This is a genomic window from Pseudomonas sp. Marseille-Q8238 (assembly GCF_965111915.1).
Genome location: NZ_CBCOPI010000001.1, coordinates 4227728 through 4240797, shown reverse-complemented (window position 1 = coordinate 4240797; position 13070 = coordinate 4227728). Strand labels below are relative to the sequence as shown.

Annotated in this window: 8 protein-coding genes; 4 read left to right on the top strand and 4 right to left on the bottom strand. The window is 62.3% G+C overall.

Features of this window, described 5'->3' with window-relative positions; genetic code table 11:
- Positions 1 to 9 precede the first annotated feature (9 nt).
- From ACWPW0_RS19605 to ACWPW0_RS19590, 4 genes are all read right to left on the bottom strand, one after another.
- The gene (locus ACWPW0_RS19605; protein ID WP_454256261.1) at positions 10 to 1590 is read right to left on the bottom strand and encodes an ABC transporter ATP-binding protein; all 1581 of its coding nucleotides are present in this window, start codon (positions 1588 to 1590) and stop codon (positions 10 to 12) included.
- On the bottom strand, positions 1587 to 2741 hold the full coding sequence (locus tag ACWPW0_RS19600) for an ABC transporter permease (RefSeq protein WP_454256260.1): 1155 nt from the start codon (positions 2739 to 2741) through the stop codon (positions 1587 to 1589). Before ACWPW0_RS19600 ends, ACWPW0_RS19605 begins: the two co-directional genes overlap by 4 nt.
- A gap of 1 nt (position 2742) precedes the next feature.
- Positions 2743 to 3804 (bottom strand): microcin C ABC transporter permease YejB, encoded by a 1062-nt coding sequence (locus tag ACWPW0_RS19595; protein WP_447594262.1) that lies wholly within the window; start codon positions 3802 to 3804, stop codon positions 2743 to 2745.
- Between the two features lie 341 nt (positions 3805 to 4145).
- Positions 4146 to 4745, bottom strand: coding sequence for a YbhB/YbcL family Raf kinase inhibitor-like protein (locus ACWPW0_RS19590; protein ID WP_454256259.1), 600 nt, complete (start codon positions 4743 to 4745; stop codon positions 4146 to 4148).
- A gap of 512 nt (positions 4746 to 5257) precedes the next feature.
- Here ACWPW0_RS19590 and ACWPW0_RS19585 point away from each other — a divergent pair.
- The 4 genes from ACWPW0_RS19585 (at position 5258) to ACWPW0_RS19570 (ending at position 12800) form a co-directional block, all read left to right on the top strand.
- Positions 5258 to 7585, top strand: coding sequence for a TonB-dependent receptor (locus ACWPW0_RS19585; protein WP_454256258.1), 2328 nt, complete (start codon positions 5258 to 5260; stop codon positions 7583 to 7585).
- Positions 7586 to 7652: 67 nt separating this feature from the next.
- The gene (locus ACWPW0_RS19580) at positions 7653 to 8864 is read left to right on the top strand and encodes a PQQ-dependent sugar dehydrogenase (protein WP_454256257.1); all 1212 of its coding nucleotides are present in this window, start codon (positions 7653 to 7655) and stop codon (positions 8862 to 8864) included.
- 351 nt (positions 8865 to 9215) lie between these two features.
- Positions 9216 to 11474, top strand: a complete 2259-nt coding sequence (locus ACWPW0_RS19575) for a TonB-dependent receptor (protein ID WP_454256256.1) — start codon at positions 9216 to 9218, stop codon at positions 11472 to 11474.
- A gap of 54 nt (positions 11475 to 11528) precedes the next feature.
- Positions 11529 to 12800 carry an amidohydrolase family protein gene (locus tag ACWPW0_RS19570; protein WP_454256255.1) on the top strand — a complete coding sequence of 424 codons (1272 nt, stop codon included), beginning with the start codon at positions 11529 to 11531 and terminating at the stop codon, positions 12798 to 12800.
- Positions 12801 to 13070: the final 270 nt, after the last annotated feature.

The following is a 13070-nucleotide window of genomic DNA, read 5'->3' as shown; positions in this document are numbered from 1 at the left end:
TGTCTGGCGTTACAGCGTGGCGTGGACCAGGCGTTGAGTGTAGGGATGGCTCGGGCGGGCGATCACGTCGGTGGTCTCGCCCTCTTCGACGATCTCGCCGTCCTTGAGCACGTAGACGCGGTGCGCCAGGGCGTTGATGACGCTGAGGTCGTGGCTGATCAGCAGGTAGCTGAGGCCGTATTTGCGTTGCAGGCGTGCCAGCAGTTCGAGGATCTGTTTCTGGATCGACACGTCCAGCGCCGACGTCGGCTCATCGAGCACAACCACCTTCGGCTTGAGGATCAGTGCCCGCGCGATGGCGATACGCTGGCGCTGGCCGCCGGAGAATTCGTGGGGATAGCGCCGCAGTACCGAGCGTGGCAGGCCCACCTCGGCGATCACGTCGAGAATGCGCAGGTAGCGTTCCTCCTGCGGCAGCTCGGGGAAGTGCAGGGCCAGCCCTTCGCCGATGATCTGTTCGATGGTCTGGCGCGGCGACAGCGAGCCGAAGGGATCCTGGAACACCACCTGGACCTGCGAGCGGAACGTCAGTTGTTCGCGGCGGCTCTGCTCGCGCAGCGGCTGGCCGGCGAATGCCAGGCTGCCGGAGTGCAGGGGAATCAGGCGCAGGATGGCCTGGACCAGGGTCGACTTGCCCGAGCCGGATTCACCGACGACGCCGACCGTTTCACCGGCCCGCAGGAACAGGTCGGCACCTTCGACGGCGGCGAAGCTGCCACTGCTGAACCAGCCCCGCCAGCCAGGCAGGCGTTTCGGGTATTCCACGCGCAGCTTGCGCGCTTCCAGCAGGACCGGGCTGTCAGGCACCACGCTCTCGACCTCGCGCACCGGCAGGCTGTTGAGCAGCTTGGTGGTGTAGGGGTGCTGCGGCGCGGCGAACAGTTGCTCGGTCTCTCCGGTTTCGACCAGGTGGCCCTGCTCCATCACCGCCACGCGCTGGGCGAAACGACGGACCAGGTTGAGGTCATGGGTGATCAGCAGCACCGCCATGCCGAACTCTTCCTGCAGGTCGAGCAGCAACTGGATGATGCGCGCGCGAATGGTCCAGTCCAGCGCGGTGGTGGGCTCGTCGGCGATCAGCAGCTTGGGCTTGCAGGCCAGGGCCATGGCGATCATCGCGCGCTGGCGTTGGCCGCCGGAGAGCTGGTGCGGGTAGCTGTCGACACGTCGTTCGGGCTCGCGCAGGCCGGTGCGGGCGAGGAGCTGGATGGCCTTCTCGCGAGCCTGGCTCGGGCTGATGTCGCTGTGCAGCAGCAGGGTTTCGATGATCTGCTGGCCGATGCTGTGCAGCGGATTGAGCGCGGTCATCGGCTCCTGGAAAATCATCGCCACGTCGCGCCCGCGGACCTCGCGCAATTCCTCGATGGGCAATGCCAGCAGGTCGCGGCCTTGCAGGAGGATGCGCCCGCTCAGGTTGACCCGTTCGAGCAGGCGCAGGATCGACAGCGCGGTGACGGTCTTGCCCGAGCCGGACTCGCCGACCAGCGCCAGGCGTTCACCGGCACGGATCTCCAGGTCGAGGTTATGCACCGCCTGGCGCTTGCCGAAGCTGATGGACAGGTTGTCGATTTTCAGCAAAGGCTCGCTCATGAGACCTCCAGCAATTTGGCGGGGGCGGCGACGGGAGCGCTGGCGGCGGCCTGCACCTGCTCCAGCTCGCGGGACAGGTAGACCTGATCGTCTTCTTCCTCTTCCGGTTCGTCGTCGGCGATGCGGTTGTCCAGGGCATCGCGCAGCGCCTCGCCCATGAAGGTCAGCATCAGCAGGGTGCCGACCAGCACGGTGAAGGTGGCCAGGGAAATCCACCAGGCATCCAGGTTCTGCTTGCCCTGGGAGAGCAGGTTGCCAAGGCTCGGTGCGGGCGAGCTGACGCCCAGGCCGAGGAAGTCGAGGCTGGCCAGGGCCATGATCCCGGCGCTCATGCGGAACGGCAGGAAGGTGATCACCGGAGTCATGCTATTGGGCAGCACATGGCGCCAGATGATCTGCCGGCTGGACAGGCCCAGCGCGCGGGCGGATTTGACGTACTCCAGCTGGCGGTTGCGCAGGAACTCGACGCGCACGTAGTCGGAGAGCTGCATCCAGCTGAACAGCGAGAGCAGGATGAAGATCAGGATGAAGCTGGAGTTGAACATCGAGGCGAAGATGATCAGCAGGTACAGCTCGGGCATCGAACTCCAGATCTCGATCAGGCGCTGGCCGAGCAGGTCGACCTTGCCGGCGAAGTAGCCCTGCAGCGCACCGATGAGGATGCCGAGCAGGGTGCCGATCAGGGTCAGGGCCAGGGCGAAGGTCACCGAGATACGGAAGCCGTAGAGCAGGCGGGCGGTCATGTCGTAACCGGCGGTGTCCAGGCCCAGCCAGTTTTCCGCGCTGGGCGGGCCGGGGAAATGCTCGGCGCTGGAGAAGTAGTTCAGCGTGTCGTAGTAGTACGGGTTGGGCGGGTACAGGGCGAAGTTGCCGGATGCGTTGAGGCGCTCGCGGATGAACGGGTCCAGGTAGTCGGTCAAGGTCGGCAACTGCCCGCCGAACACCGATTCCGGGTAGTCGATGAACAGCGGGAAGAACCAGTCGCCCTCGTAGTAGGCGAAGAGCGGTCGGTCGTTGGACACCAGCTCGCCGATCAGGCTCAGGCCATACAGGCTGAGGAATACCCACAGGCTCCAGTAGCCGATGCGATGACGTTTGAACCGTCGCCAGATGCGGGTGCCGGGCGATTCGGCATGGGACGCTGCACTCACTTCACTTCTCCTGGGCCGAAAACTTGATGCGGGGGTCGACGAGGGCGTAGGCCATGTCGGCCGCCAGCTTGATCAGCAGGCCGATCAGGGTGAACAGGTAGAGCGTGCCGAGTACCACCGGGTAGTCGCGGTTGTTGATCGATTCGAAGGACAGCAGGCCCAGGCCGTCGAGGGAGAACAGCGTTTCGATCAGCAGGCTGCCGGTGAAGAAGGCACCGATGAAGGTCGCGGGGAAGCCGGTGATCAGCGGCAGCAGGGTGTTTCGGAACACGTGCTTCCACAGGATGCGTCGCTCACTGAGGCCCTTGGCGCGCGCGGTGAGCACGTACTGCCGGCGGATCTCGTCGAGGAACATGTTCTTGGTCAGCAGCGTCTTCATGGCGAACAGGCTGACCACCGAGGCGATGACCGGCAGGGTCACGTGCCAGAGGTAGTCCAGCACCTTGTCCACGGGGCCCAGTTCGTTCCAGTTGTCCGAGGTCAGGCCGCGCAGGGGGAAGATGTCCCAGAACGAGCCGCCGCCGAACAGGACGATCAGCAGCACGCCGAGGATGAAGCCCGGCATGGCGTAGCCGGTCAGCACGATCAGGCTGGTCAGCACGTCGAAGCGGCTGCCGTGGCGTACGGCCTTGGCCACGCCGAGAGGCACCGAGATCAGGTAGGTGAGGAAGAAGGTCCACACACCCAGCGACACGGTGACCGCCAGTTTCTCGCGGATCAGCGAGGCAACGCTCTGGTGGTGGTAGTAGCTTTCGCCCAGGTCGAAGCGCAGGAAGTTGCCGAGCATCTGCACATAGCGGGTCAGTGCCGGCTCATCGAAGCCATAGAGTTTATTGAGCTGCTCGACCTGCGCGGCATCGATGCCGACGCGCCCGCTGTAGGTCCAGCCGGCGCCGCTGCTGGTCGCTTCCGAGCCCGCCTGGAGACTGCCGCCTTCCAGTTGCGACATGACCTGGTCGACCGGGCCACCGGGCATGAACTGGGTAACGAGAAAGGTCAGGGTCAGCACCCCGAGCAGCGTGGGCACCATGATCAGCAGGCGCTTCAAGAAATAAAGCCACATAGCAGGTTTCCAGAATTGAACCGGGTGATTTCGCCGGGGCGAAAACGGTGTGGAATTCTGCAAAGGCATGGATCGTGCCATGCGCGGATTTCACGCTGCAGGCGCGAGGAATGCGCTGGCGCGCCACCTGCCCGGGGATGCTTGAGAGGGGAATCCTGCTTCCTGTGCAGCAAGCCAGCAGCAGGTTGCTGATGCTCCAGCAGGAAAAAGGCAGGCGTCGGGAGGGTGTTCCTGAAGCCTGCCGGGTTTGATTACGGCGCTTGGAGCCTGTTTACGATCTTTTGAATTGGCGCCAGCCTTAACGCCGTATGGCCGACATTCGAGAGATCGTAGATAGGCTTTTAGAGAGCGGCTGGCGTGTAGGTGCCGGTCAGCTTCCCCTTGGCCAGCACATGGCCGTCGATGGCCTGCAGCAATGCCTCGCGCGTGGCGCCTGCTGGCAGGCTGGGCAGGTTGTCGAGGGCGAACACCTGGAAGTGGTAGCGGTGCGGGCCATCCCCGACGCGTGGGCGGGGGCCGACATAGCCTGGCGTACCGCGAATGGTCAGCCCCTGCAGTAGGGTCACCGGTGCCGTCAGCGTGGCATCGCTGGCGAGGCCGGCCGGCAGTTCGGTGACCGCGGCGGGGATGGCGTAGGCCACCCAGTGCACGATGGGTTTGTCGTCACGAATGCCGTCTTCATCTTCCAGGAGTAGGGCATAGGACTGGGTGCCGGCCGGTCCCTTGCTCCAGGCAAGTTGGGGCGAGATGGATTTGCCGTAGCTGGAGTTGTCTTCGGGGATGGGCTGCTGGTGTTCGAAGGTGGTCGAGTGCACCTGCAGTTCTGCTGTCGTTGCCGCGTGCAATTGATCGATGGCCAGTTTGGCTGTCTCCGGGGCTGCGGCATACGCGTTGCCGTGCAGCAGGCCGACGAGCAACAGCGTGAATAATCCTTTTTTCATATCGGGCTCTTTCTGGTGAATGGGATCGGGCTAAAAGCAAGATGCAAGCCACTGCCATGGCGGGGTGCCGGTACCGATCCTGGGGCGCCGGCGTGTGCGGGGAAACCGTGTGATTGTCTCTATATGTTGCCTGCCGGCTTGCTCGGCACGGGTTGGCAGAGCGCGTTCAGCGCTGCTTGTGGTGGGCTGGAGCGGAGTACCGCCCGGCCACTCTGCGAGGTGAGGCGAGCGCTTCTGCGGGATAGGTGAAATGCATCGGTGTCTGCTGTGCAGGCAGCAAACCTGCTGCCTGTAACGCACGTCCCAGAGCGGTTTTGCTGGCCTGGCAACACTCGCCTGTTTTTCCCTTTCTTCTGCCATTGCCCGTCAGTGCTGGTGTTCCGGGCCGTTGTTGGTGGTTGGCATGCTGATTGCTCCCGGTGGCTCAGCGTCCACTGCTCAAGCCACTCTCCACCAAGCAGCGCAGAACGTCAGGGACACGTCAGAAAAAGATCTGCAATCAGGAACAACAAATGAAAGCGAAGTATGGGGTCCAGCCATTGGGGCGTGGGTCGTTGGCAGCGTTTGGTTTTTTATTGGCTCATTCGGTGGGGGTGGAGGCGCAAGAGACACGTCTGGACCAGGTGTCCGTAACCGCCGATCGACTGGCTGCAGCGCGCGAGGAATTCGTCGGTGACAGCAAGGTGGAAGTGGCACCCAGTTCCCGGGCCTCGCTGACCAAGAAGCAGCTGGAAAAACTGGCCGGCATCAGCTCGGTCTACGACTCGCTGAAGTACCTGCCGGGCGTCAACTCCCAGGGCGGGAACTCCTATGGCTCTGGCGGTGCATCCTTCACCGTGCGCGGTTTCAATGGCGGGCAGATCGGTATCGTGCGTGATGGCCTGCCGCTGAACGACCCGTTGTTCCAGACGGCCGTGGGCAGTGTGATCGGCGACCCCGAGGACTACGAGTCCATACAGCTGATCTACGGTGCCTCGGCCGCGTCGCTGCCCAGCGTTACCGCCAGTGGTGGCAGCATCCTCCTCAAGACCGTGGCACCGACCGTCGAACCGGGCGTGTTGCTCAAGCAGAGCTTCGGCAACTACGACGTTTCCAAGAGCTATGCCCGCGCCAACTTCGGTGAGCACAACGGCTTCTCCGGGTGGCTGTCGGCGTCCACCAGCGGCTACGACAACTGGCGGGGCGATGCGCCGCATGCCAGGACTGACCGCTACGGCGCCAACCTGCAGTACCGCTGGGACGAGAACCAGGTGAACCTGATTATCTCCACCCAGGAGATGTTCAACTACGGCAACCCGGCGCGCACCAAGCAGCAGTTCCGCACGCTGCCCTATGACCATGGCTATCCCGCGCTGGTCTACCCGACCCAGGGTGGCACCAATGGCGTCAACGACCGGGTCACCCCGCAGGCCAGCCAACTGGTCAACTCCACCAGCTTCCATGTGCAGAACTACATGCTCAATGGCCGCTTCAAGCTGGCGGACAACCTGCGTCTGAGCATCGATCCGTACTTCCAGCGCATCCGTGGTGGCACCAGTTCGTCCGGCCCGGTTACCTTGAATGAAGTGGCCCTGAACACCGATCTTAATGGTGACGGCGACAAGCTGGATACCGGCGTTCCCTTCGCCTTGCAGATGCTGCCCGCGCAATACCGCCCCGGCGGGACCGCCAAGCTGGATTGGCAGGTATCGGATACGCACAAGCTGCAATTTGGCGGCTGGTATGAGCGGATTCATTCGCGGCAGACATTTGCCTACGTGCCGATTGGTGCCAATGGCCGTCCGGTGACCACCAACGGCGAGTCGAAAATCGCCGTGGACGGGCGCGGCAACAAGATCTACCGCTCGGACCAACGCACCGACATGCCGACCTTCAAGTTCTGGGCAGAGGACGTGTGGAACTTCAACCCGGAGCTGACCATCACCTCGACACTGGCCTACCACCAGACCGAAGTCGAGGCGCATAACGTGGGCCTGGTGCTCAACCGCCTCGGCGGGCTGGACTACGGCAATCCGGGCTACGAGCGCGACAAGACCTACCGTCGTTACCTGCCGGCGCTGGCGCTGGACTACCAGTACGACGAGCACAACCAGTTCTACTACAGCATCAGCTCGAATATCCGTATCCCGGCGGCGGCCGCGCTGTATTCGGTGGTGGAGCGCAGCCAGAAGCCCGAGACCACGATCAACCAGGAGCTTGGCTGGCGCTACAAGAACGCGGGCTTGTCGAGCAGCGTGGCGCTGTTCAATGCCGACTTCAAGAATCGCCAGGTGTCTTACCTGACACCGGAGAACATCACCGCCTACTACAACGCCGGCAAGGTAAAGACCCAGGGCGTCGAGTTCGCCCTGAACGGCCTGTTGCCGCGCGACTTCAACTACTCCCTGTCCTACGCCTACGTGCTGGCTGAGCAGCAGGAGAACTTCGACGTGGAAGAGTTGAATGGCTTCTCGAGCCTGCCGACCAAGGGCAAGCAGTTGTTCAATACGCCCAAGCACTTGGCCTCGGTCGGCTTCGGTTATGACGACGGCAACCTCTATGGCGATATCCGCGCGCTCTATAAAAGTTCCATCTATGGCGACCTGACCAACAAGGAAAGCATTGCCGGGGTCACGACGGTAAACCTGGCACTCGGTTATCGCTTGCATGAACTGGGTAATTTCGCCAAAGAAGCAACCCTCAGCCTCAACGTCAATAACCTGTTCAACAAGGAATACTTGCAGGGTGTATCTGCAGGGCAGTTCTCTTCTGATCGGGCGGATGGGCGGCTGGCGGGCACGCCTACTTATGTAGTAGCCGAGCCAAGAACACTGATTGCCAGTCTGCAATTGGAATTCTGATTATCAGTCGGCTGAACGTTTTCCAACGTCCAGTTATTTGAAGCTTATTAATTTTTCGGGTTAATTCATGAATATCAAACTGAGTGTGAAGTGTGCAGGTATTGCTGCGTTTATTGCCTTGCAAGTTGCGTTGCCTGTCCAGGCTGAAACATTGCCGCCAGCGGCCATTGCGGCGTTGACGCCGCCGACCTTCGACAAGGGCAAGGTCATCACCGGTGGCAGCCAGTTGGGCCCCATCCAGATCACCAAGGTGGCGCAGGGGCTGGCCAATCCCTGGTCCATTGCCTTCCTGCCCGATGGCGATTTCCTGATTACCGAGCGGGTCGGCACGCTGCGCCGGGTTTCGCCGGCGGGCGTCGTTTCCGAGCCTATCAGCGGTGTGCCAAGCGTGTTCGTGGGTGGGCATGGCGGCTTGCTCGACGTGGCCTTGTCGCCAGACTTCAAGCGCAACCAGACCATTTACCTCTCCTACTCCGAGTCCACTGATGGCAAGGACCCGGTAGGCCTGGCCGTCGCGACGGGCAAGCTGGTCGGCGGCGCCCTGAAGGATGTGAAGGTGATCTACCGGCAAACCCCCAAGCAGGCGCTCAGCCCGTACTGGGAGTTCGGTTCGCGTTTCCTGTTCGATGGCAAAGGCCACGTGTTCATCACCCATGGCGACAACCGCGTGAACAATGCGCCGCAGGAGCTGGACAAACTGGCCGGCAAGATCGTGCGCCTCAACCTGGATGGCAGCGTGCCTGCCGATAACCCGTTCGTGGGGCAGAAGGGCGCGCGCCCGGAAATCTGGTCCCTGGGCCATCGCAATGTCCAGGGTATCGGCTTCAACCCGCTGACCGGCGATATCTGGGCAACCGAGCACGGGCCTCGGGGTGGCGATGAGTTGAACCTCATCCAGCCCGGCAAGAACTATGGCTGGCCGATCATCAGTTACGGCATCGACTACAGCGGCAACCAAACGCCGGAAACCATTGGCACCCACAAGGAAGGCCTGGAGCAGCCGATTTACTACTGGGCGCGTTCGCCTGGCACGAGCGGATTCGCCTTCGTCACGGCTGACTCGCCCTGGAAAGGCAATCTGTTGCTCGGTTCGTTGGCTGACCGCCAGTTGCTGCGTCTGGTGATCGACGGCAACAAGGTGGTTCATGAGGAGCGCCTGCTGTCCCAGGTTGGCCAGCGTATTCGCGATGTGCGCCAGGGCCCGGATGGCAATATCTATGTGGTCACGGATTCGCCCGATGGCGGCCTGTTCCGTGTAACCCCGCCGCAGGCTAAATAAGGCTCGGATTATTGCTGAATATGCTGCATGAGCAGCAATCGTCCAGCAGGTTGCTGTGCAGTCAGCAATAGCCTGGGTAAGTTGTATTGCTTATTGTGTGTCGGGTAACTATTCATCGGTTGTTCTCAGCGGCTGGCCTGTTATAGGTCGGCCGTTTTTTTATTCTTATGTTGATGGAGTGCTGATGGCTATTACTTATGCAAAGTTGTTCGAGTTGCTGCGGCATTTGTTATAGCGGGTAATTTTTTATTTTCTCTTTTGGCATGCTGGCTGCAATCGTTTCCCTGTTGAATTAAGCGCCACTCCAATAATCGGCGCGCTTTTATATATTCGAGTATGGGGATAGACCGTATGCAGCAGTTTCAGCGTACTTGCATCAATACGGCCGTGCTTATTGCACTGGCCGGCAGCGTATACAGTTGGCCGACGCTCGCGAGTGCCCAGACGGCGACCAAGCCGAAGGATTCCACCCTGGGGGTGGTGACGGTCACGGCGCAAAAGCGCAGCGAGTCGGTCCAGGAGGTGCCGTTGACGGTCAATGTCGTCGACGGCAAGACCCTGGAGGATTCGGGTGCAGGCCTGACCGCCGGCGAGATCACGCGCTTCATTCCCAACGCCTCCGCCGCGACCCTGGATAACCACGGTTTCCCCCGCTGGTTCCTGCGTGGCATCGGCACCGGCCAGCCGACGCTGGATAACGTCAGCCCGATTGGTTACTACGTCGACGAGGTGTACCTGGGGCCGATCTTCCTCAGCGGTGGCCCGCTGTATGACATCGAACGGGTCGAAGTGCTGCCGGGGCCGCAGGGCACCCTGTGGGGCAAGAACAGCCCGGGCGGCGCGATCCACGTGGTCTCGCGCAAACCGACCTTCGACAACAGCGGTTACGTCAAGGCCGGCGCCGGCAACTTCAACAAGCGCCTGCTGCAGGGCGCGCTGAACGGTGTGCTGGTCGAAGACAAGCTGGCGACGCGGCTGTCCTTCACTTCGGAGAATCGCGACCAGTACGCGAAGAACCAGACCAAGGACAAACGCGGCGAGCTGGAAGACCAAGGCGTGCGCTGGCAACTATTCGGCACCCTGAGTGACAGCCTGGATGCGCACCTGAGCGTGCACCACCGCGAATACACCCAGGACGAGAACACCTCCTACATCACCTTCGGCCCGCCCGGCTCCCAGGATGCGCGCGGCAACCCGTACCCGCAGTTCCCCAAGCGCAACTACTCGTTCAACGCGCCGACCGAGAGCAAGCACATCCAGAGCGGTGGCGTGCTGACCTTCAACTGGGATCTGGATGGCTACACCCTGACCTCGATCAGCGGCTACGAGAAGGGCCGTTCCACCAGCGAAAGCGACGGTGACAACTCGCCCCAGGAAGTCAGCCGCAGCTATGGCCGCCAGGAGGTCGACCTGTTCTCCCAGGAACTGCGCCTGGCCTCGCCGCGCAGCGACCGGCTGAACTGGATCACCGGGGTGCATTACTACTACCAGGACATGGAGAACTTCTCCGCCGGTGGTTCGCTCAACGTGCCGGATCTCTACCCGGGCACGGTGCCGAACTACAACAACAACGAATGGACCGGCGAGAACGAAAGCCTCGGTGTGTTCGCCAGCGCCACCTACAACTTCACCGATGATTTCAACCTGACAGCGGGTGTGCGCTGGACCGACGAGCGCAAGGAAATCCAGATCCGCCGGCAGCGCGCCAACAACGCCAACTACACCGACACCAACCATTGGTGGAAGCGCGGTTCCGTGAGCAACCCACTGACCACCTATGTCAGCTACGACGATGATCGACGCTGGCGCGAAGTGACCTGGGACGTGACGCCGGAGTACCGCATCAACGACAACCTGCGCACCTACCTGCGCGTGGCCAAGGGCTTCCGTGGTGGTGGCTACATCTCCGCGCCGACCAGCCAGGCGGCCACCGGCAACTTCGATCCGGAGTTCATCACCTCCTATGAGCTGGGCCTGAAATCGGAATGGTTCGATGGCCGTCTGATCGCCAATGCCTCGGTGTTCTACTACGACTACGACGACATCCAGATCAACATCTACCGCTGGGACCCCGCCCTGAATACCGGCACCTCGCGCATGCAGAACGCCGCCAGTGCGTCGGTGCAGGGCGCCGAGTTCGAAATCCAGGCACTGCCGATCGAGAACCTGCGTGTGCGGCTGTCGGGGGGCTTCCTCGACACCGAATACAAGGACTACCGCGCCGACGGTGCCGGGGGCGCGCCGGGGGCGGATTACTCGGGGACCTCGTTCGCCCGCTCGCCGCGCCTGTCCGGCGTACTGGGCTTCGACTACAGCGTGCCACTGCCGTACGGCAAGGTTGTGCTGGGTGGCGATATCAACAGCCGCAGCCGCTTCCACTTCAGCGCGCCCGAGAGCAAGAACCCGGCGCAGCAGCATCCGGGCTACACCCTGACCAACCTGCGTGCGACCTACGTGTTCCCTGGCGATAACGTCGAGGTTTCCGCCTACGTCGATAACGTCACGGACAAGGACTACTGGCAGGCCACCTCGCCAGTCGGCCCGGACATCGTAGGTTACGCACTGGGTGCACCGCGCACCTTTGGCACCTCCGTGCAGGTCAACTGGTAAGGACTTTCCAGGGCACTCCAGCGCGGGTGCCCTGCCATCGAATCGAGGAAAAACATGATGAATGCCTGTCTCAAGGCCGGGAGCCTGTTGTTGCTCGCTGGCAGCCTGTTGGCGCTGCCGGTGTATGCCGCCGACCCTCAGCTGGTTGCACTCAAGGCCGGACGCCTGATCGATGTCGAGCGCGGCAAGTGGATCGAGTCGCCGGTGGTGATCATCGAGGGCGAGCGCATCAAGGCTGTGGGCAGCCGCCTGGACGTGCCGGAGGGAGCGCGGGTGATCGACCTCGGCGAGCGCGTTCTGCTGCCGGGGCTGATCGATGCCCACGTGCATATCGCCAGTGGCGGTGTGCCCAATGGCAGCGTGGCGCGTAATGCGCTCAAGGGCGTGGCCAATGCCAGGAAAACCCTGGACGCCGGCTTCACCACGGTACGCAGCATGGCGGGCGGTGCGTTCGCCGGGATCGCCCTGCGTGATGCGATCAACGATGGCGATGTGGTCGGCCCGCGTCTGTTCGATGCCGGTACGCTGCTCGCCGTAACGGGCGGACATTGCAGTGGCCCACGCTATGCCCCGGAAGTGAAGATCGAGAGCCCGGGCGTTGCCGATGCGCCAGCCGACTTCGTGCGCAAGGTGCGTGAGCAGGTCAAGTACGGCGCCGACTTCATCAAGATCTGCATCACCGGCGGCTTCGTCAGCGGTACCGATCCGACCACCACCCAGTTCACCGAGGACGAAGTGCGGGCGGTGATCGAAACGGCGCATCGCTACGGCAAGAAAGTCGCGGTGCATGCCCACGCCACCGATGGCGTGAAGCTCGCCGCACGCCTTGGCGCGGACTCCATCGAGCACGCGTCGTTGATCGATGACGAAGGCATCCGCCTGATCAAGAGCAACCCCAAGCAGGTCGTGGTGCCGACCTTGTCGGCCTATGGCTCGTCGCTGGATCGGGCCAAGGCGGTAGGCGCTTCGCCGAGCACATTGGTGCAGCTGGAAACCGTGCTGGCGGTGTACCAGACCAATGTTCGCAAGATCATCAAGGCGGGCATCCCGGTCATCTACGGCACCGATGGCCCGCCCGGTAACAACGCCTCCGAGTTTCCCCTGCTGGTCGAAGTCGGCCTGACGCCCTTGCAGGCTCTGCAGGCCGCAACCATTCGCTCTGCCGAGTTCCTCGAGGCGGCAAACGATATCGGCAGTGTTTCCGCCGGCAAGTACGCCGACATCATCGCCTTCGACGGCGACCCGCTGAGCGACCTCGGCCAGTTCCGCCAGGTTCAGTGGGTGATGAAGGGTGGCGTCGTGCACAAGGACACCGCTTCACGCTGAATGCTCCTGCCTTTGAGGGACCGCTTTATCCCTGAGCCCGACCTGGTGTCGGGCTTTCTTTTGCCGGGAGGAAACCCGTGTGTTGGTGCTCCAGCCGCAGGTTGCTGCTGTCCAGACAGGCGTTGTGCTGGGCTGTCAGCAACCTGTCCGAGAGGGACTTTTCAGGTCAATAAAACTCATTTTAAAACAAGGGCTTGGGTTTTATTTGGGCGAACGGGAAGACTGGCATATGACGTGCAATTTCCCTGGGGCAGATGGCCAGCGATCTGC

Excerpts from the sequence above, each read along its gene's own strand:
- ACWPW0_RS19605 (WP_454256261.1), bottom strand. The coding sequence starts at position 1,590 with ATGAGCGAGCCTTTGCTGAAAATCGACAACCTGTCCATCAGCTTCGGC.
- ACWPW0_RS19595 (WP_447594262.1), bottom strand. The coding sequence starts at position 3,804 with ATGTGGCTTTATTTCTTGAAGCGCCTGCTGATCATGGTGCCCACGCTG.
- ACWPW0_RS19590 (WP_454256259.1), bottom strand. The coding sequence starts at position 4,745 with ATGAAAAAAGGATTATTCACGCTGTTGCTCGTCGGCCTGCTGCACGGC.
- ACWPW0_RS19585 (WP_454256258.1), top strand. The coding sequence starts at position 5,258 with ATGAAAGCGAAGTATGGGGTCCAGCCATTGGGGCGTGGGTCGTTGGCA.
- ACWPW0_RS19580 (WP_454256257.1), top strand. The coding sequence starts at position 7,653 with ATGAATATCAAACTGAGTGTGAAGTGTGCAGGTATTGCTGCGTTTATT.
- ACWPW0_RS19575 (WP_454256256.1), top strand. The coding sequence starts at position 9,216 with ATGCAGCAGTTTCAGCGTACTTGCATCAATACGGCCGTGCTTATTGCA.
- ACWPW0_RS19570 (WP_454256255.1), top strand. The coding sequence starts at position 11,529 with ATGATGAATGCCTGTCTCAAGGCCGGGAGCCTGTTGTTGCTCGCTGGC.